We start from the raw sequence: 18,367 nt of genomic DNA, 5'->3' as shown, positions 1-18,367 counted from the left end.
TAGTCCGAAAGGGTCAGATTCAATGCCCCGATCGGGGCATTGGCGCTCAGGATCTCATCCTCCCGGCCGATGCAGCCGCCCGGCGGACGGTCCGACAGCTTGCATATGCCTGATGCACACACCACCGCCGAGCAGCCCCGCCGCAGCAGCGAAGAGGAGCTGGTCCGGGCGCACATGCCGCTCGTGCACTACGCGGTGGCAGAGGTCGCCGGGCGGGTCCCCCGCCACGTCGGGCGCGACGACTTGATCTCGGCCGGGATGATCGGCTTGGCGCAGGCCGCTCGCAGCTTCGATCCGGCCCGCGGCATCCCCTTCGGCCGCTTCGCCAGTACCCGCATCCGGGGAGCGCTCCTCGACGAGCTGCGCTCGAGGGACTGGGCCAGCCGCTCGGTGCGGGCCAAGGCCCGCGCCGTCGCCGCCGCTTCCGAGCGCCTCGCCGCGCAGCTGGGCCGGACACCGACCAGCGACGAGCTGGCGGAGGCGATGGGCATGACCGTGGCCGCCGTCGAGGCGATCGCCGGCGACGTCCACCGCGCCGTCGTGCTCAACCTCGACGCCCTCCCCCTCGAAGGTCGGGCCGAGCAGATCCTGCTGGTGGCGGAGGGAACGCCCGATGACGCGGTGCTGGCCGAGGAGCAGCGCCGCACGATGCTGGCCGCGGTGCAAGCGCTGCCCGAGCGCCTGCGCCGGGTGGTGATCGGCTGCTTCTTCGAGGACCTCCCGATGCAGGTGTTGGCCCGAGAGCTCGGCGTCACCGACTCTCGCATCTCCCAGATGCGCACCGAGGCGCTGGCCCTCTTGAAAGACGGCATCAACAGCCAGCTCGATCCCGAGCTGGTCGAGGACCGGAACCGGGCCGGACGGGTGGCCCGCCGCAAGCAGGCGTACTACCAGGCCATCGCCGAGCACACCTCGGCGCGGGAGCGCCGGTCGGCCCTCCCCCACCCTCATCTGCTGTCGGTCGCCTAGCCGAGCGGCGCCTTAGAGCGGCTCGATCCCCAGGTCCTCCCAGGTCAGCAGCGGGCGCCACACCAGCCCTGCGGAAGCGAACCGTTGGGCCACCGTCGGGCTGCGGTCCAAGATCGCGGTGGCTGCGACCACCTCGACCCCCAGCTCTTTCAGCTTGTCGACTCCCTTAAGCAACGAACCACCGGTGGACACCACGTCCTCGACGACGACCACCCGTTGTCCCTCCTCAAGCCTGGTCCCCTCCACCCAGGCGTTGCGGCCATGGCCCTTGGGCTCCTTGCGGATCGAGAACCATCCGGTCCCGCTGAGCAGAGCCATCGCGTGAGCCAACGCATCGGCGCCCATCGTCGGTCCGCCGACGGCGTCGAAACCGCCACCGACCTCTTCGAGTGCCGCCTCGGCCACGGTGCGCAAATCGCCCCCCGACGCCACCGCGTGCTTGCCGTCGACGTAGTCGTGGCTCCAGCCACCGGAAGTCAGCTGGAAGGGGGGATCGCGGTGTTCGTACCCCCGGGCCCGCACCAGTCTGGCCAGGCTGGCCCGCGTTGTCGCATCGATGGTCATCGAGGCGGGAGCGTACCGGGGCCAGCAGGCGGCAGGCGGCGGGCGGCAGGCGGCAGGCGGCAGGCGGCAGGCGGCAGGCGGCAGGCGCAGGCGCAGGCGCCCGGTTCGAGGTCCAGTTGTGCACGGCGCTCGGTGCTCAACTGGACGCCGAGCCGGGAGGGCGTGCCACACTGCCCCGGATGCGACCCGCATGGCGTCACGCGGTTTCCGCGACCCAATGGGCCGCCGGCGCCTGGCTACTCGCGGCCATCCGGACGCCAGGCCCTCGACCGCCGGCGGCCGGCGGAGCCCCCCGCCGGCGGGTGTCGGTGCTGATCCCGGCCCGAGACGAGGCGAGCTCGCTCCCCCATCTCCTGGCGTCGCTGGCTGCGCAGGTGGAGCCGCCCGACGAGGTGGTGGTCGTCGATGACGCCTCCACGGATGGGACCGGCCAGCTGGCCCGGCGAGCCGGAGTGCGGGTCTTGGAGTCGTCGGGACCGCCCGCCGGGTGGTCCGGCAAGTGCTGGGCGCTGCACCAGGGCCAGGCGGCAGCGACCGGGGAGCTGCTCGTCTTCCTCGACGCCGACGTCACACTGAGCGCGGACGGCCTGGCCCGGATCGTGGCCGAGCACGACCGTCAAGGGGGCAACGGCATCGTGTCGGCGGAGCCGTACCACCGGACCGTCCGGCCCTACGAGCAGCTCTCGGCGGTGGCCAACGTCGTCGCGCTCATGGGCACCGGCGCGTTCGGTCCTCTCGGGTCGAAGTCGGCTCGGGACCGGCCGATGGCGTTCGGCCCGTGCCTGGCGGTCGACCGGGCCACCTACGACCTGATCGGGGGGCACGCCCACCCCGACGTCCGCTCCAAGATCACCGAGGACCTGGCCATGGCCCGCCGCGCCCGCCAGGCGGGACGGCCCGTCGCGGTCCTCGCCGGCGGCGACGCGGTCGCGTTCCGCATGTATCCCGGCGGCCTGCGCCAGCTGGTCGACGGGTGGACGAAGGTGCTCGCCACCGGGGCCGGCGGCGGGCCGCGGTGGGCCGCGGGCCTGGTCGCGTGGTGGGTGACGGGGGCGATCCTGGCCGCTGTGTCGGGGGCGAGGGCGGCCGGCGTCGCCTGCGGCCTGCTGCGGGCCGGCCCGTCGTCGCCGGGAGAAGGGGCGGTGACCTACGTGGCGTGGGCCGCACAGATGGGGTGGCTGTTCCGCCGAGCCGGCCGCTTCGGGCCGCCGACAGCGGCGGCGTTCCCCCTGCCTCTGGTGGTGTTCCTGGCCTGCTTCGCCCGCTCGGCGGTCAAGATCGGCCTGGGCCGGGAGCTGGCGTGGAGGGGCCGCTCACTCACCGGCCGCTGACCGGGGCGGGACCGGAACCCTCAGCCAGCGACGTCGGTGCCGTGACCCCCGGCAGCGCCGGCGCCTTCGGGCTGGAGCGCCTCGGGGAGGGCCTCCGCGTGCACCACCGCCAGGCGGCGGGTGGCGCGGGTCAACGCCACGTAGACGGCGCGCAGCCCCTGGGCGGACTCCCTGGCGATGCGGGACGGCTCGACCACCAGCACCCCGTCGAACTCGAGGCCCTTGGCCTCCTCCACCGCCAAGAGCACGGCGGGCGCGTCGAGGTCCGCGCCGTACCCGCCGCCGGCTTCGATGCCCGCGGAGCGAAGGCCGGCGGAGAGCTGCTCGAGCAGGGACCGGGGGGCGATGACCGCTAGGCGGCCGTCGCCGCCGGCCCCCCCGGCGAGGGCCTCGAGCTCGGCCCCGGCCGTCGAGACCACAGCGGACACCAGGCCGGGGTCATCTGACGTCGCCACCGCAGGCTGGCGCGCCTCGGACTGCCCCGGGTTGATCTGGCGCTGGTCGATCCGGCGCGGCTCAGGCCGGCGCGGCGGCGAGACCGGGCGCGCCGGCGACTCCGGCTGGTAGGCCGGCGGTGACGGGTAGCCGCCGACCGACGGCGGGAACAGCGACGCCTGGACCGGCTCGCCGCCGTAGGGCACAGCCTCCGCCGGCTCGCCCTCGTAGGCGACAGCCTCCGGCGCGGCCTCGGGGGACACCGGCACCTCGGCGGCGTCTTGATGCCGGCCGTCGGCGGCGGCGACAGGGGCGGATGCGGGTCCGTCGACGGGAACGAACCGCACCGGCTCGCCGCTCTCGCGCACCGCGTCAGGAGCGGTCATCCCGGGCTCGGCGGCGGCCAGGACCCGCCGGGCCAGATCCATGATCTCGGCCGGGGTGCGGTAGTTGACGGTGAGGTCGACCTGGCGCCACCCGCGGTCTCCGGGGAGGTGGGCGACGACCTCCGACCAACTCTCCGGAGCCCACGACCCGGTGGCTTGCGCGATGTCACCGACCACGGTCATCGAACCGCCGAGGGACCGGCGGGCCAGCATCCGCAGCTGCATGGGGGAGAGGTCCTGGGTCTCGTCGACGACGATGTGCCCGAATCGGCGGATGTCTTCGGGCTCGTCGGGAGCGACCCGCCGCTTCGGCGGCCCGAGCAGGGCACGGGCCTCGTCGAGGAGGGGGATGTCGGCGGCGGTCCAGGGCACCTCGGCCAGTGACGCCGACCGGGGCCGTACCAGCGCGGCCCGCTCGCTGTCGGAGAGAACCGAACGGGCCGCCAGATCGATGAGCGGGCGGGCGCCGAAGAGGTCGTGGAGCAGCTCCTCGGCGGTGAGGATCGGCCACATCCGGTCCAGCGCGGCTGCCACGTCGGGCTGCCGGCGCAGCTCGGATCCCAGCTCTGCGGCGGTCAGCCCCTCGTCGGCTGGGGGCGTCGAGGGGAGCGGGGCGGGAAGGGGCGGCGAAGAGGGATCCGGCCGGGCGAAAGGCACCACGTTGCTCGGCTCCCCGCCAGCGGCGCCAGCGCCGGGCGCGACCCCGTCGCCGAGCGACGCGTCGAGCGGCGGATCGTCGAGGAAGTACTCCTCTGGGAGCTCGGCGGGCGTAGACGTCTCGGCGGGGATGCGCCGGTGGACCTCCTCGAGGAGGTGGCGCCACAGCAGGTTCTCCACGGTCCGCCGCCGCGAGTTGTGGGTTCCCGGCCGGCGCTTGGCGACCGCGACGATCTGGGCGCTGGCCTCCGGCGTGAGGCGAAGGACGGCCCGGCCATAGGGGATCTCCACCGTGCGCCGGAGCGGGCGCTGGCGGTCGGCGACGGCTCGGGCGATGACCTTGCGCATCCGCGCCCCGCCCTTGAGCCGCGCGGCGTCTATGTCCTCGGAGCGCCGGCCGGTCGCGTGGCTGTAGAGCCCGGCGATGGTCGACAGCTCCACCCCGCTCTCGCCCAGGGACGGCAGCACGTGGCCGATGTAGCGGAGGAAGGTCGGGTTGGGCCCGACTACCAGCACCCCCTGGCTCTCGAGGGGGAACCGGTGGGTGTAGAGCAGGTAGGCAGCCCGGTGCAGCGCCACCGCGGTCTTGCCCGTGCCGGGGCCGCCCTGGACGACGAGGATGCCACCGAGCGGTCCGCGGATGATCTCGTCCTGCTCCCGCTGGACGGTGGCCACGATGTCGCGCATCCGGCCGGTCCTGGCCCGCGAGAGGGCGGCAAGGAGGACCTGCGAGCCCGACAGACCCAGCCCGACCCCCTCGTCGGTGCCCTCCTCGTCGAACAGCTCGTCTTCGAGGTCGAGCAGCCGGCGTCCCTCGGTGAGGAAGTGCCGGCGGCGACGGAGACCCATCGGGTGGGCGCCGGTCGCCCGGTAGAAGGGTTCGACCACCGGAGCCCTCCAGTCGACCACCAGCGGCTCCTGGTCGGCGTCGGAGATGGCCAGCCGGCCGATGTGGAACGTCTCGTCGGCCCCCGGCTCGCCGTTGGTGGACGGTCCGATCCGGTCGATCCGACCGAAAACCAGGGCCTCGTCGCCGATCTGGAGCTGCTCGAGGCGGCTGAGGCTGGTCCGGACCCTGATGTCACGCTCCGTGAAGGACTGGAAGGTGCCGCCGCGCTCACCGAACGCCTCCTGGAGCATGCCGGTCGCCGCGGCGCGCATCGCTTCCAGGCGTGCGTAGGCGTGGTCCACGTGGGCCTGCTCCGCCGGGAGCTCGGGGTGTGCCATAGAGGGGAAGGTGTAAGCCTTATTGCTCGGAGGGTCCCATTGCAAGCCACAGATCCGATCGGGCTGCCCCCAGGCTACGATCTGCCGTGGCCAGTCCAGCAGACCTCCGGCGGATCCTGGAGGCGACGAGCCTTCCTGCCGATCTGGTCGACGAGATCCTCGGCGAGGTGGGGACCCCCTGGCTGATGGGCGCCCCGGCCGAGGTCGTCGCCGGCGAGGCGGTGCTGTGCCATCCTCCGCTCGCCGCCGGCGAGGTGCGGGCGGTCGCCAACCCGACCGACCAGCCCGGAGTGTTCCGCCTCACGGTGGTGGCCGAGGACCGGCCCGGGCTGCTGGCCGGTACCGCCGGCGCGTTGGCCAGCGAAGGGCTGTCGGTCGTCGACGCCGCGACTACCGTCCTGCCCCGCAGCCGCCTCGCCCTGCAACGAGTAGCGGTGCTGGCCCCCCCGACGCTGCCCTTCGACGACGCGGAGTGGGAGCGGGTGGGTCACCGCCTTAGGGCGGTCCTCGGCGAGCGCCTGTCGGTGCCGGTGGCGTGGGCGCCCGAGCCGCCGGTGGTGGTCGAGACACAACCCCAGCAGCTGGGGCGGGTGCTGGTGACGGTGAGAGCCCCGGACCGCATCGGGTTGCTCCACGCCGCCGCGTCGTGGTTCGAAGGCCACGGGTGCAACGTCGAGGCGTGCCACGCCTCGTCCGGCGACGGCACCGCCACCGACGTGTTCCTCATCGCCGGCCACGTCGATCCGCCGGCCCTGGCCGCGGCGCTCGGCGGGGCGCCCGCGGCGGTCAGCCACGGCGGCTTCTTCCCGGTCCGTTTAGGTATCGAACTGTTCCGGGGAGCCGCGACGTTCCCGTGGCGAGTCGCGGGGATCGTGGGTCGCGCCCTGCGGGGGCCAGAGCAGTGAACCGCCAGTAGCGTCAAGGCGATGAACGCGACGCACGACCGCACCTACCGGGCAAAACGGTGACAGAGCGGGCCCCGAGCGCGTTCCTCGCCGCGTGCCGGCGTCAGCCGGCGGCGCACACCCCGGTGTGGTTCATGCGTCAGGCCGGGCGTCACCTCCCCGAGTACCGGGCGGTGCGGGGCACCGGCAGCTTCTTCGAGGCCATCGCCAAGCCGGAGCTGGCCGCGGAGATCACCCTTCAGCCGGTTCGCCGCTACGGGGTGGACGCCGCCATCTTGTACTCCGACATCGTCGTGCCGGTGCACGGGGCCGGCTTCGGGGTGGACATCGTCCCGGGCGTCGGGCCGGTGGCGAGCGAGCCTTTCCGGTCCGCGGCCGACCTTGACCGGCTGCCGCCGTTCAACGCCGAGGAGCACACGCCCTACGTCGTCGAGACGGTACGCATCGTCGCCAAGGAGCTCGACGTGCCGCTCATCGGGTTCGCGGGCGCCCCGTTCACCGTCGCCAGCTACCTGATCGAAGGTCGCCCCTCGAAGGATTACCTGCGCACCAAGACCCTCATGTACACCGACCCGCAGCTGTGGGCGTCGCTGCTCGATCGCCTGGCTGACTACGCCATCGCCTCCCTCCGGGCGCAGGTCGGGGCGGGCGCGTCGGCGGTGCAGGTGTTCGACAGCTGGGCCGGAGCGCTGGCCCCCGACGACTACCGCCGCTACGTGCTGCCGGCCAGCGCCAAGGTGTTCGCCGGCGTGGCCGACCTGGGCGTGCCCCGCATCCACTTCGGTGTGGCCACCGGCGAGCTGCTCGGCCTCCTGGCCGAGGCGGGCGCCGACGTCGTCGGCGTGGACTGGCGGGTGCCTCTCGACGCTGCCGCGGAGCGCACAGGCGCCACCGTCGCCCTCCAAGGCAACCTGGACCCTGCGGTGGTCATCGCCGGGTGGGAGGCGACCGAGGTCAAAGCCCGTCAGGTGCTGGCCACGGCGGCCGGACTGCCGGGGCACGTGTTCAATCTGGGGCACGGCGTGCTGCCATCGACCGACCCGTCGGTGCTGGCCCGGCTGGTGGACCTGGTCCACTCGACGCCGGCGACGAGCGGTTCGGGCGCCCAGTGAGGTACGCCGTCGCCGGCGGGGGGATCGCCGGGCTGGCCGCCGCGTGGGAGCTGACCGGGTCGGACCCTGCTGCAGAGGTCGTGGTGTACGAGCCGGGACGCCTCGGCGGGAAGATCCACACCCCCGACTTCGAGGGGCGGCCGGTGGACGCCGGCCCTGACGCCTTCCTCACCCGGGTGCCCGAGGCGGTCCAGTTGTGCGCCGAGCTGGGCTTGGCCGACGAGCTGCTCGCGCCGGCCGCTGGATCGTCCATGGTCTGGTGGGGGCAGCGGCTGCGACCGCTGCCCGCCGGGCTGGTGCTCGGGGTGCCGGGCAAGGTCTCCGCGATCGTCCGCAGCGGGATCCTCTCCCCGCTCGGTGCCGCACGCGCCGGACTGGACCTGGTCCTGCCTCGCACCGACATCGCCGAGGACGTGTCGGTGTACGACCTGGTGGCTCGCCGGTTCGGCAAGGAGGTGGCGCTGCGCCTGGTCGACCCGCTGGTCGGGGGCATCCACGCCGGGCGGGCCGACGAGCTGAGCGCCGCGGCGACGGTCCCCCAGCTCCTCGCGGCCGCCCGCAAGTCCCGAAGCCTGCTGCTGGCGCTGCGGGGCACGTCGCCGAGCGGCGCCACCGGTCCCATCTTCCTCACGCCCCGCGACGGCCTGGGCCGGATGGTCGCCGTTCTCGTCGAGCGCCTCGTGGAGCGGGGCGTCGCGTTCCGCGACGTCGCCGTGAGGTACGTGCGGCCGGCGCCGGGCGGCGGGGTGACGCTCGACGGCGGCGAGCGATACGACGGCGCCGTGGTAGCGGCGCCGGCGCCGGCGGCAGCGGGAATCGTCGAGGGCATGGCCCCGGACGCGTCGGCCGGGCTGCGCCTGGTCGACTACGCGTCGGTGGCGCTGGTGACGATGTCGTTCGCTGCGTCGTCTGTCCCGGCGCCAGAGGGCGTCAACGGGTTCTTGGTGCCGCGCTCCGCGGGCCGGTTGATGACGGCGTGCTCCTTCGCGTCCAACAAATGGCCGCACTGGAGCGAACCGGGGACCAGCGTGGTGCGGTTGTCGGCCGGGCGGTTCCGTGACCATCGAGCCCTCGATCTCGACGACGAGACCCTGGTAGATCGGCTGGCCGGCGAGCTGGGCGCGGCGCTCGGGCGGTCCCTCCCGGAGCCGACCAGCACCCGGGTCGCCCGGTGGCCAGCGGCGTTCCCCCAGTACACGGTGGGCCACTTGGAGCGGGTCGCGAGCATCGAGACCTCGCTGCGCGCGGCGTCCCCGGCGGTCGCGCTAGCCGGTTCGTCGTATCGCGGGTCGGGGATCCCGGCTTGTATCGGGTCCGGGCGGCGGGCGGCCCGGGCCGTGATCGCGGCGGGGGTACCGGCCACCTGAGCCGGCGGGACGGCTCGAGCCGGGGAGCGGTCGGGATCAGCGGTCGGTGGAGGTCTCCAGCTCGCCGAGGTCCAGCGCCGGGCCGAGCGTCTCGCCTCGGAACAGGCCCGCGGTCGCAGCGCTCGACGACAGCACGTGGTCGGCGAGGATGACCGCGGCAGAGGTGTAGGTCGAGCGCTCGCCGCCGGGGTACCGGACGCACTGCGGGTGCACGCACCCGGTCCAGTACGCCCCGTCGTGGTCGCGGAGGTGGCCGGTCCACGACAGCAGCTCGGCGGCCTGGTCGCGCCGTCCGATGGCGTCGAGGGCCATCACGCACTCGGCGGTCTCCGCGGCGGTCACCCAAGGGTTGGTCACGACGCAGCGGACTCCGACGCCGGGCATCACGAACTCGTTCCAAGACCCGTCGATGCGCTCCGCGGCCCGCTCACCGGTCAGGGCGCCGCCGAGGACCGGGTAGTACCAGTCCATCGCCCAGCTGTCCTTGGACAGGAACGCCGAGGGGCGGTGAGCGACCGCCGCGCCGACCTGGGCCGCGGCCAGCTCCCAGTCGGGGCGCTGCTCGCCGACCGCCGCGGCGAGCGCGACGGCGCAGCGGAGGCTGTGGTGGATCGACGCGTTGGCGGTGAGCAGAGCGAAGCGGCCGGCGACCCCGTCGGCGTCGCGTGACCAGACGATCTCCCCCGAAGGGCGCTGCAGCCCCAACACGAACTCGACGGCCCGCTCGACGACCGGCCACATGCGATCGACGAACGGCCGGTCCCCGGTGGTCAAGAAGTGCCACCAGGTGCCTGCGGCCACGTAGGCGCACACGTTCGGGTCGCGGCGGGGCTCCTCCACGCCGTCGGCCAGGTAATACAGGCACCAAGACCCGTCCGGCAGCTGGGTGCTACGCAACCAGTCGTAGGCGGCCTCGGCCTCCTCCACTCGACCGGCGACGGCCAGCGCCATCGCGGCCTCCGTGTGGTTCCACGGGTCGGCGTGGCCTCCCGGGTACCACGGGATCTGCCCTGAGGGCAGCTGCACCGAGGCGATCCACTCCGCGGTCTGGGCCACCTCGGCGGCGGTGAGGACAGCAGCGTCTGAGGTCATGCCGGCTTTCGCAGGTAGATGACCGTGCTCTTGCCGAGCACAGGGTTCAACACCTTCTCGGGCAGCCTGGTGACCGGGGTGTGAGCGGTGATGTCCCAAACCAGCATCCGGTGGTAGGCGCGCACCAGCGGGTGCTCGGCGTTGTCGACCCCGACCGCGGCTTTCAGCCACCAGTACGGGCTGTGAAGGGCGTGGGCGTGGTGGCCGCCGTAGGGGGACAGCCCGGCGGCTTCGAGGCGGCGGGTGAGCACCGACCGGCGGTAGATGCGAACGTGGCCGCCCGGGACCATGTGGTAGTCGTCGGAGATCGCCCATGTGACCAGTTCCGGCAGCCACCGTGGGACGGTGACTGCGATCGTCCCGCCGGGGCGGAGCACCCGGGCCAGCTCGGCGATGGCGCCTCGGTCGTCGGGGATGTGCTCGAGCACTTCGGCGGCGATGATCCGGTCGAAGGTGCCGTCAGCGAACGGGAGGGACAGGGCGTTGCCGACCGTGGCCGCTCCCCGGCCTCCGCTGGCGCGCGTCGCGCGGTCCTCGCTCACCATGGCCTGCATCATCCCGGCGGCGTTTTTCACCTCCCCGGAATCGGCGTCGACGGCGATGACCACCGCGCCGCGGCGCATCGCCTCGAAGGCGTGGCGGCCGCCGCCTGCGCCCATGTCCATGAGCCGGTCGCCCGGCTGGACCCCGAGCCTGTCGTAGCGGACGGTCAGCATGAGCCCACCGCGCTCTGCTCGGCTCGTGCCCGGTCGAGGACCCAGCGGTAGTGCTCGGCGGTCGCGGCCGCGCACGCCTGCCAGGTGAAGCGCTCCAGGACCCGGGCCCGGCCGGCGACCGACAGCCGAGCGGACAGCTCGTCGTCCTCGAGGACGCGGCTGATGGCGTGGGTCAGCTGGCCCGGGTCGCCCGGCGCGACGAGCATGCCGGTGACCCCGTCGGCGCCGACCACCTCCGGCAGCGCGCCACCGGTGGTGGTCACGAGCGGCACCCCGCACGCCATGGCCTCCACTGCCGGCAGCGAGAACCCCTCGTAGAGGGACGGCACCACGGCCACCTGGGCTTCGGCGTAGAGCTCGACGAGGCGGTCGTCGCTGACCCCGGAGGCGAAGGTGACGTGCTCGCTGAGCCCGAGACGGGCGATGGCGGCCGCCACTGGGCTCTGCTCCTTCAACCGGCCCACCACCAGCAGGTGGGCGTCGGGCCGCTCGACGCGCAGCTTGGCCAGGGCCTCGAGGAGCGGGATCAGGCCCTTCATCGGGGCGTCGGCGCTGGCGGTGGTCATGATCCGCCCCGGCACCTTGGCGATCTCGGGGTGCGGTCGGAAGTGGGTGTGATCGGCTCCGATCGGCACGACCTGCACTCGCTCCTCTTGCAACCCCATCTGCTCGACGATGTCGCGTTTGGAGGATTCGGAGACGGTCACGACCCGCGGGAAGCGGCGGGCGACCCGCTTTTGCATCTCGACGAACCCGTACCAGCGGCGGACGGTGAGCCGCTTCTTGAACCCGTCGGCGTGGGCCAGGTCGAGGACCCGGTCGACGGTGATCGGGTGGTGGCAGGTGCCGAGTACCGGCCAGCCATCGCTCATGATCCCGAGCAGCGCCCGACCGAAGGTCTGGTTGTCGTGGACCACGTCGAACTGCCCGCGCCTGGCAGCCAGAGCCCTGCGGACGCGGATGCTGAACGTTCGCGGCTCGGGGAAGCCGGCGGTGCACATGAGAGCGAACTCCATGACGTCAACCGCCGAGCGGAACTCGCCCATCTTGGGCACCCGGAACGGGTCGGGCTGGCGGTACAGGTCCAGGCTGGGCACCGGCACGAAACCGACCCCGTCGTCGAGCAGCGGCCAGGGTTGACCGGCGAATACCGTCACCCGGTGCCCCAGCTCGGTCAGTTCTCGCGCCAAGTAACGCGTGTAGACGCCCTGACCGCCGGAGTGCGGGTTCCCCCGGTACACCAGCAGCGCTATCCGGAGGGACTCGTCGGTCATGAGCCTCAGACTCTGACCGGTGGACGACGGGCGGTCAAACTGGGACGAACCAGATGCCGTCACGCCCGCGCAGCCAGCGGGGCGCCAGCCACCGCGACGCGGGGCACGTTCGGAGTCGGGCGCCGGCTGGCCATGGAGACAACGAGGAGGTCGATGCCCAACTGTACAGACGCACCGGCCGCGGCTCGTGCGTGGAGGCCGCTAGCGTTCCTGCATCGAAGCCGCATCCGGCCAGCCTGGTCCCTCCCTCTCCATCGTGATGCCGGCGCACAACGAAGCGTCCTACCTGGAGGAGGCTCTGCGCCGCGCCGTCACCGGGTTGCGGGAACGCGGGGACGCCTTCGAGGTGCTGGTCGTGGAGAACGGCTCCACCGACGACACCGCGGCGGTGGCGGCCCGGATGGCAGCGGCGATGGAGGAGGTGTCGGTCCTCTCCTTGCCCCACGCCGACTACGGCCGGGCCCTGCGGGCCGGGTTCGTCGCGGCGTCCGGGCGCCAGGTCATCAACTTCGACGTCGATCTCGTGAACCTGGAGTTCGTCGACGCGGCCCGCAAAGCCGCCGAGCAGGAAGCCGCGGCGATCGTCGTCGGCTCCAAGCGCGGCCCTGGGGCCGACGACGGCCGTCCCGTCGCCAGGCGGATCGTGACCGCGGTCTTCTCCACCTTGCTCAAGGTGGCGTTCGGGCTGAAGGTCAGCGACACGCACGGCCTCAAGCTGCTGGAGCGCGAGGCGCTGCTCCCCCATGTCCGCACCTGCCTTTTCGGCGGGGACATCTTCGACACGGAGGTGGTGCTGCGAGCGGAGCGGGCCGGGCTCACCGTCACGGAGGTGCCAGTCACTGTCTCAGACGGCCGCCCGCCGCGCACCTCGATCGCCCGCCGGATCCCTCGCACCCTCATGGGCCTGCTCCGGCTGCGGGTCGCGCTGTGGCGATCCGGCCTGCACCCACCGGCTATCCGATAGGCCCACCGGCGACCCGATAGCCCGCCGGCTACCCGATAGCCCGCCGGCTACCGCCTAGCCGTTACGCGAGCCGCCGCAGGACCCGAAGGCTGCCGCACCCGGCGTCGGGCTGCTCCGCGAATCGCCCTGACGCGATGGCGTGGCGGTACAGGTCGTAGGGGGGGCGGCCGCCATCAGCGGGATCCTCGAAAACGTCGTGGATGGCGAGCATGCCGCCCTCCGCGACCTTGGGGGCCCAGGCCCGGTAGTCGGCCCACGCCACGTCCTCGCCGTGGCCGCCGTCGATGAACAGCAACGCCAGCGGCGTGCTCCACGCGGATGCCACCGTCACCGACGGGCCGACGATCAGCACCACGTGGGCTTCGAGCCCGGCGGCGGCCACCGCCCGGCGAGCGAAGGGCAACGTGTCCATCCGGCCCGAGGCGTCCACCACCTCGGCGTCGTGGTGGTCCCATCCCGCCTGGTTTTCCTCCGAGCCGCGGTGGTGGTCGACGCTGAAGAGCACCTGGCCGTGGCTTCTGGCTGCGTCGCCGAGGTACAGCGCGGACTTGCCGCAGTAGGTGCCGATCTCGAGAAGGGGACCGGCGCCGGCCGCAGCGGCCCGTCTTCCCGCCTCGTGGAGGGCCATCCCCTCGTCGTCTGGCATGAACCCCTTGGTCGCGTGCGCCACCTCGAGGACCGAGGGGGTCAGTCGAACGCTCCGGCCTGGTCGGGCTCCGCGGTCCACACCGGGGCGCTGGTGGTGTTGATCGTGTCGTGGTGGTGGTCGTGGACGAACAGCAACTTGTTGAAGATCACGAACTTCGCGACCCAAAGAACCCCGAAGGCGGCGACGTAGACCACCGTCACCAGCCCGGTCTTGAGCAGGTGGGCGTAGTGGTGGTGCTGGGCGAAGCTCTCGGCGACGTCGACGCAGAGCGTGGAGAACCCCCAGCCGAGAAACGCCAGCGCCCAGAACGGCACCACTTCTTTCCACAGGTGGCCCCGGCCCGACTTGCCCCACGCCCACTTCCTGTTGAGCTCATAGGACGGGATGGTGGCGATCGCCGTCGCCAGGGTGCTCGACACCACCGCAGGCCACCCGATGAGACCATCGAAGATGACCAGGAAGACCACGCTGGTGACCACCGAGACCACCGACGCCGCCGAGTACTTGAGCAGCTTCTGGCCTTCTGGGCTGCGCAGACGGTCACGCACGCCGTGCACGCTCCTTGCCATTCCCGTCACCCTACCCCCAGCGCTCCATCGGCAGGCCGCGCGGGTCGTGGGACGGGCCGGCGGGACGCGCCGGCGTGAGCGTGGGCCACAATGGCGGGGTGACAGCCGCCCTCGACGACCTCGTCGCCACCCTCGACCTCGAGGCGGTGGAGGTCGACATATACCGGGGGACAAGCCCGGCAGGCCCGGGCCTGCGTGTCTTCGGCGGTCAGGTCGCGGCCCAGGCGCTGGTGGCGGCGGGACGGACAGTGACCCGCGACGATCTGCGCTCCGTGCACTCCCTCCAGGCGTACTTCTTGCGCCCGGGTGACCCGACCATCCCCATCCTCTACGAGGTCGACCGCATCCGCGACGGCCGGTCGTTCACGACCCGCCGGGTGGCGGCGATCCAGCGGGGCGAGGCAATTTTCCACCTCTCGGCGTCCTTCCACGTCCCCGAGGAAGGCGTCGCCCATCAGACCCCGATGCCGCCGGTACCCGACCCCGAGACCCTCCCCGATTGGCGCGAACGCCACGGAGAGCGGTTGGGGGGCTGGCACGATCGACCGCGGCCCGTCGACGTCCGCTACATCGGCGACCCGGTGCGCAACGGCCCCGACTCTCCGCCTCGAGCCCCCGAGCACGCCATGTGGTTCCGGGCCGATGGGAAGCTCGACGACGACCCGATGCTGCACGCCTGCATCGTCGCCTACGCCAGCGATCTGACCTTGCTTGACACGATCATGCTTCCCCACGGGCTCATCTGGGACGACCCTGACGCGCAGCAGGTCAGCCTGGACCACGCGATGTGGTTCCATCGGCCGCTTCGAGCCGACGACTGGCTGCTCTACACCCAACGCAGCCCGATCGCCGCCGGCGGACGGGGCTTGGCCGTCGGCACGATCTACACCCGCAACGGCGACCTCGCCGTCACCGTCGTCCAGGAGGGGTTGCTGCGCACCCACCGGCCGACCACCGCGTCCGAAGCGGCCAGGTCCCTCAGCGCCAAGCGCTGAGGGACCTGGATCGGGAGCGGCGCGGCCCGGCGGCGCCTGGGCGCCGCCGGCGGGGCTACCGCTTGTTGAGCTCCACGTAGTCGCGTTCGTCGGCACCGGTCCAGATCTGGCGGGGCCGGTAGATCTTGCTGTCCTGCTCCAGCAGCTCCTGCCAGTGCGACAGCCAGCCGGCGGTGCGGGGGATGGCGAAGAGAACCGTGAACATACCGGTCGGGAAGCCCATCGCCTGGTAGATGAGGCCGGAGTAGAAGTCGACGTTCGGGTACAGCTTGCGGGACACGAAGTACTCGTCCGACAGCGCCACCTCCTCGAGCTTGAGGGCGATGTCGAGGAGCGGGTTGGGGCCGGTGACGGCGAACACCTCGTCAGCGGTCTTCTTGATGATCTTGGCCCGCGGGTCGTAGTTCTTGTAGACCCGGTGCCCGAAGCCTTGAAGCTTGCCCTTCCCGGCCTTGACGTCGGCGATGAACGCGTCGACGTTGTCGATCGACCCGATCTGGGTCAGCATCCGCAGGACCGCCTCGTTGGCGCCGCCGTGGCGGGGGCCGTAGAGGGCGGCGGCGGCGGCCGCGGCGGCGGAGTACGGGTCGGCGTGGGACGAGCCGACGGTGCGCATGGCGAGGGTGCCGCAGTTTTGCTCGTGGTCGGCGTGGAGGATGAACAGCACGTCGAGGGCTCGGGCCAGCGCCGGGTCCGGCTCGTAGCGCGGCTCGGCGACCTTCCACATCATTGAGAGGAAGTTCTCGGTGAAGCTGAGGCTGTTGTCGGGGTAGACGAACGGCATGCCCAGGCTGAAGCGGTGGGCGGCCGCGGCCAGGGTCGGGGCCTTGGCGATCAGCCGGACGATCTGGCGCTGCCGGACCTCGGGGTCGGTGACCTGCTTGGCCTCGGGGTAGAACGTCGAGAGCGCAGCCAGGCCCGATACGAGCATCCCCATCGGGTGGGCGTCGTAGTGGAACCCGTCGAGGAACCGCTTCCGGAAGTTCTCGTGGATGTAGGTGTGGTTGGTGATGTCGTCGGTCCAGGTGCTCAGCTGCTCGGAGGTGGGCAGCTCGCCCTTCAAGAGCAGGTAGGCCACCTCCAGGTACGACGACTTCTCGGCCAGCTGCTCAATGGGATACCCGCGGTAGCGCAGGACCCCGTTGTCACCGTCGAGATAGGTGATGGCGCTCGAGGCTACGGCCGTCGTCAGAAACGCCGGGTCATGGAACCAGACTCCCGGCAGCAGCTTGCGGAACTCGTCAGCCGAGACCCCACCATCGACGATGGGGATCTCGACTACCTCGCCGCTGCGGTTGTCGGTGACGGTGATCGATTCGGTCACTACTCCCCCTGTCGGGATGGGATTCGTTGCGTTCGCTCATGATCGTACCGCCACCCCGCCTCCCGCCAAACGGCAGCAAACCGGGCGTGCCAGGGGGCACAGCAGTCGGGCATGATCGAGCGGTGGACAATCCCGCCCCGAGCCCTGACCTCGACCTCTCAGCGATCCGGGACGGCATCGACGATGTCGACCGACGCCTCATCGCGCTCCTCGCCGAGCGGGCACAACTGGTGGGCCAGGTCGTTCACTACAAACGGGCCCACCACATGCCCGTCGTCGACCGTGGCCGAGAGGACGAGATGCTGACCCGGATCGGCGAGACGGCCACGGCCTCCGGCGTCGACCCCCGCGTCGCTCAGCAGGTGCTGCGGACGATCATCGACGGGTTCACCCTGCTAGAAGCCGAGGAGCTCGGTCCAGACCACATCGTGTAGTGGCAGCGGGGATGGTCAGATCAGGTCGTAGCGGTACAGGTTGGTCTGGCGGGTGACGAACCCCAGCCGCTGGTAGAGGCGGTTGGCGGCCTGGCGGGACGGTCGGGAGGTCAGCTCGACGGTCCTGGCCCCGGCCTGCTTGGCGGCGTCGAGAGCGGCGCGGGTCAGCATCTCGCCGCCTCCCTGACCCCGGACCGCCTCGTCGACGATCACGTCTTCGATCCACGCCCGCACACCGGTGGGGATGCGGAAGATGGCCAGGGTGAGGGTGCCCACGATCGGGCCGCCTTCCCCGTCGCGCAAGACGAAGAACACCGTGGCCGGCGAACCGACGATCTCCTGCAAGTCGGCCACCGACGGGGCCGGTGCGCTGGTCGACAGCTGCGGCAGGAGCCGCACGACGGCTGACACCAGTTCGTCGTCGGCTTCGGTGACCTTCGAGACGCACAGCACGATGCCGGGGGAAGCTAGTTAACCGGGGGGCGTCGCGCCACCACGTTCCTTCCGCAGCGTTCGGGTGCTGCTGGCGCGCCCTTCTCAGGTTGCCTCAGCGGGGTTGGGGGTCGGCCCGGGTTGCCGTGGCGGCGCCGGGCGACGGCTGACAGCCGGGACACCAGTACACCGGGCGGGCCTGGCGGCCGAGCACGTCTCGGCGGATCGTGGTCCCGCACCGCCGGCACGGCCGGCCTCCTCGGCGGTACACCCAGGTCCGCTGCCCCGGCCCGTCGAAGGAGCGCGCCGGCGACTTGGACTGGGCGTTGGCGCCCATCAGCCGCGACGCTGTCGCGACCAGCGCGTCGAGGGACTCGTCGTCTAGAGCCTCCGACGGAGTCCACGGCGACACCCGGCAGACAAACAGCGACTCGCAGCGGTAGATGTTGCCGATGCCGGCGACCACCTGCTGGTCGAGGAGCAGCTCGCCGGCGGTCGGCGACGCTGCGGCCCGGGTCCGGGCCCGGGATCGCACCGCGGCCGGATCGAGGGCGGCGGGCACGAGGACGTCGGGTCCCAGCCGGCGCAGGGACGGGTGGACGGCCAGCTCCCGCGCCGCGAGCAGCTCGATCACCGGCGCGTTGAAGCACACCGCGACCCGTTCACCCGCCTCGAGCACCAGTCGGGCCTGGCCGGGCGGCTTACGCCACTTATCGCCGGCAGGGTAGACGTGCCAGGAGCCGGTCATCCGCATGTGGGTGTGCAGCACCAGATCGCCCGAAAAGCGGATCAAAAGGTGCTTGCCGTGGGCCTCGACGCCCTCGACGGTGCAGCCGACGAGCCTCCCCGCCGCCACTGCGGGCGGCGCGGCGCGGGCGGCGGTGACCGTCCGGCCGACCAGCCACCGCCGCAGGGACACCGCGGTGCGGAAGATGGTGTCGCCCTCCGGCATCCCTCGACCCTAG

18 protein-coding genes are annotated in these 18,367 nt (G+C 72.2%); 8 read left to right on the top strand and 10 right to left on the bottom strand.

The window, feature by feature from the left end; translation table 11 throughout:
* Positions 1-105 precede the first annotated feature (105 nt).
* Positions 106-969 carry a sigma-70 family RNA polymerase sigma factor gene (locus tag K6U06_RS21380; RefSeq protein WP_262324010.1) on the top strand — a complete coding sequence of 288 codons (864 nt, stop codon included), beginning with the start codon at positions 106-108 and terminating at the stop codon, positions 967-969.
* Between the two features lie 12 nt (positions 970-981).
* Here the strand turns inward: K6U06_RS21380 and K6U06_RS21375 are convergent, their stop codons facing one another.
* The gene (locus K6U06_RS21375) at positions 982-1,533 is read right to left on the bottom strand and encodes an orotate phosphoribosyltransferase (RefSeq protein ID WP_262324009.1); all 552 of its coding nucleotides are present in this window, start codon (positions 1,531-1,533) and stop codon (positions 982-984) included.
* 179 nt (positions 1,534-1,712) lie between these two features.
* Here K6U06_RS21375 and K6U06_RS21370 point away from each other — a divergent pair, with 179 nt between their 5' ends.
* A complete protein-coding gene (locus tag K6U06_RS21370) occupies positions 1,713-2,864 on the top strand; it encodes a glycosyltransferase (RefSeq protein ID WP_262324008.1) in 1,152 nt (383 codons plus the stop codon).
* Positions 2,865-2,884: 20 nt separating this feature from the next.
* Here the strand turns inward: K6U06_RS21370 and K6U06_RS21365 are convergent, their stop codons facing one another.
* Positions 2,885-5,569 carry a HelD family protein gene (locus tag K6U06_RS21365; protein WP_262324007.1) on the bottom strand — a complete coding sequence of 895 codons (2,685 nt, stop codon included), beginning with the start codon at positions 5,567-5,569 and terminating at the stop codon, positions 2,885-2,887.
* 86 nt (positions 5,570-5,655) lie between these two features.
* Here K6U06_RS21365 and K6U06_RS21360 point away from each other — a divergent pair, with 86 nt between their 5' ends.
* From K6U06_RS21360 to hemG, 3 genes are read left to right on the top strand one after another with little or no spacing between them, the layout of a single operon-like run.
* Complete coding sequence (locus K6U06_RS21360; protein WP_262324006.1) at positions 5,656-6,474, top strand: hypothetical protein; 819 nt, start codon at positions 5,656-5,658, stop codon at positions 6,472-6,474.
* Positions 6,475-6,533: 59 nt separating this feature from the next.
* Positions 6,534-7,586, top strand: coding sequence for a uroporphyrinogen decarboxylase (gene hemE / locus K6U06_RS21355; RefSeq protein WP_262324005.1), 1,053 nt, complete (start codon positions 6,534-6,536; stop codon positions 7,584-7,586).
* A complete protein-coding gene (gene hemG / locus K6U06_RS21350) occupies positions 7,583-8,953 on the top strand; it encodes a protoporphyrinogen oxidase (RefSeq protein WP_262324004.1) in 1,371 nt (456 codons plus the stop codon). Before hemE ends, hemG begins: the two co-directional genes overlap by 4 nt.
* Before the next feature lie 36 nt (positions 8,954-8,989).
* Here hemG and K6U06_RS21345 read toward each other — a convergent pair whose 3' ends face one another.
* From K6U06_RS21345 to K6U06_RS21335, 3 genes are read right to left on the bottom strand one after another with little or no spacing between them, the layout of a single operon-like run.
* The gene (locus tag K6U06_RS21345) at positions 8,990-10,045 is read right to left on the bottom strand and encodes a prenyltransferase/squalene oxidase repeat-containing protein (RefSeq protein ID WP_262324003.1); all 1,056 of its coding nucleotides are present in this window, start codon (positions 10,043-10,045) and stop codon (positions 8,990-8,992) included.
* A complete protein-coding gene (locus K6U06_RS21340; protein WP_262324002.1) occupies positions 10,042-10,761 on the bottom strand; it encodes a class I SAM-dependent methyltransferase in 720 nt (239 codons plus the stop codon). Before K6U06_RS21340 ends, K6U06_RS21345 begins: the two co-directional genes overlap by 4 nt.
* Entirely contained in the window at positions 10,755-12,035 is a 1,281-nt protein-coding gene (locus K6U06_RS21335) for a glycosyltransferase family 4 protein (protein ID WP_262324001.1), read from the bottom strand. Before K6U06_RS21335 ends, K6U06_RS21340 begins: the two co-directional genes overlap by 7 nt.
* Positions 12,036-12,294: 259 nt before the next feature.
* Between K6U06_RS21335 and K6U06_RS21330 the strand changes: the two genes are divergently transcribed.
* Positions 12,295-12,999 (top strand): glycosyltransferase, encoded by a 705-nt coding sequence (locus K6U06_RS21330; protein WP_262324000.1) that lies wholly within the window; start codon positions 12,295-12,297, stop codon positions 12,997-12,999.
* A gap of 61 nt (positions 13,000-13,060) precedes the next feature.
* Here K6U06_RS21330 and K6U06_RS21325 read toward each other — a convergent pair whose 3' ends face one another.
* Both K6U06_RS21325 and K6U06_RS21320 read right to left on the bottom strand, forming a co-directional pair.
* Positions 13,061-13,645, bottom strand: coding sequence for a class I SAM-dependent methyltransferase (locus K6U06_RS21325; protein ID WP_262323999.1), 585 nt, complete (start codon positions 13,643-13,645; stop codon positions 13,061-13,063).
* A gap of 41 nt (positions 13,646-13,686) precedes the next feature.
* Positions 13,687-14,217 (bottom strand): GtrA family protein, encoded by a 531-nt coding sequence (locus K6U06_RS21320; RefSeq protein WP_262323998.1) that lies wholly within the window; start codon positions 14,215-14,217, stop codon positions 13,687-13,689.
* A gap of 98 nt (positions 14,218-14,315) precedes the next feature.
* Here K6U06_RS21320 and K6U06_RS21315 point away from each other — a divergent pair, with 98 nt between their 5' ends.
* A complete protein-coding gene (locus tag K6U06_RS21315) occupies positions 14,316-15,212 on the top strand; it encodes an acyl-CoA thioesterase (protein WP_262323997.1) in 897 nt (298 codons plus the stop codon).
* Positions 15,213-15,267: 55 nt separating this feature from the next.
* Here K6U06_RS21315 and K6U06_RS21310 read toward each other — a convergent pair whose 3' ends face one another.
* Positions 15,268-16,536, bottom strand: a complete 1,269-nt coding sequence (locus tag K6U06_RS21310; protein WP_262323996.1) for a citrate synthase — start codon at positions 16,534-16,536, stop codon at positions 15,268-15,270.
* Positions 16,537-16,658: 122 nt separating this feature from the next.
* Between K6U06_RS21310 and K6U06_RS21305 the strand changes: the two genes are divergently transcribed.
* Entirely contained in the window at positions 16,659-16,970 is a 312-nt protein-coding gene (locus K6U06_RS21305; protein ID WP_262323995.1) for a chorismate mutase, read from the top strand.
* Positions 16,971-16,985: 15 nt separating this feature from the next.
* On the opposite strand, the gene K6U06_RS21300 is transcribed toward K6U06_RS21305, so the two are convergent.
* Positions 16,986-17,420 (bottom strand): GNAT family N-acetyltransferase, encoded by a 435-nt coding sequence (locus K6U06_RS21300; protein ID WP_410051119.1) that lies wholly within the window; start codon positions 17,418-17,420, stop codon positions 16,986-16,988.
* A 97-nt stretch (positions 17,421-17,517) separates the two neighbouring features.
* Positions 17,518-18,354, bottom strand: a complete 837-nt coding sequence (locus K6U06_RS21295; RefSeq protein ID WP_262323993.1) for a DNA-formamidopyrimidine glycosylase family protein — start codon at positions 18,352-18,354, stop codon at positions 17,518-17,520.
* Between the last annotated feature and the right edge of the window lie 13 nt (positions 18,355-18,367).

The sequence above is a fragment of the Acidiferrimicrobium sp. IK genome, assembly GCF_025499425.1.
Classification (GTDB): Bacteria; Actinomycetota; Acidimicrobiia; order Acidimicrobiales; family Palsa-688; genus Acidiferrimicrobium.
The sequence above is the reverse complement of the archived record's forward strand: the minus strand, read 5'-3'. Positions and strand labels throughout refer to the sequence as shown.

Coding starts and splice junctions, on each gene's coding strand:
- K6U06_RS21380 (WP_262324010.1), top strand. CDS start 106: ATGCCTGATGCACACACCACCGCCGAGCAGCCCCGCCGCAGCAGCGAA.
- K6U06_RS21375 (WP_262324009.1), bottom strand. CDS start 1,533: ATGACCATCGATGCGACAACGCGGGCCAGCCTGGCCAGACTGGTGCGG.
- K6U06_RS21370 (WP_262324008.1), top strand. CDS start 1,713: ATGCGACCCGCATGGCGTCACGCGGTTTCCGCGACCCAATGGGCCGCC.
- K6U06_RS21365 (WP_262324007.1), bottom strand. CDS start 5,569: ATGGCACACCCCGAGCTCCCGGCGGAGCAGGCCCACGTGGACCACGCC.
- K6U06_RS21345 (WP_262324003.1), bottom strand. CDS start 10,045: ATGACCTCAGACGCTGCTGTCCTCACCGCCGCCGAGGTGGCCCAGACC.
- K6U06_RS21340 (WP_262324002.1), bottom strand. CDS start 10,761: ATGCTGACCGTCCGCTACGACAGGCTCGGGGTCCAGCCGGGCGACCGG.
- K6U06_RS21335 (WP_262324001.1), bottom strand. CDS start 12,035: ATGACCGACGAGTCCCTCCGGATAGCGCTGCTGGTGTACCGGGGGAAC.
- K6U06_RS21330 (WP_262324000.1), top strand. CDS start 12,295: ATGCCGGCGCACAACGAAGCGTCCTACCTGGAGGAGGCTCTGCGCCGC.
- K6U06_RS21325 (WP_262323999.1), bottom strand. CDS start 13,645: ATGCCAGACGACGAGGGGATGGCCCTCCACGAGGCGGGAAGACGGGCC.
- K6U06_RS21320 (WP_262323998.1), bottom strand. CDS start 14,217: ATGGCAAGGAGCGTGCACGGCGTGCGTGACCGTCTGCGCAGCCCAGAA.
- K6U06_RS21295 (WP_262323993.1), bottom strand. CDS start 18,354: ATGCCGGAGGGCGACACCATCTTCCGCACCGCGGTGTCCCTGCGGCGG.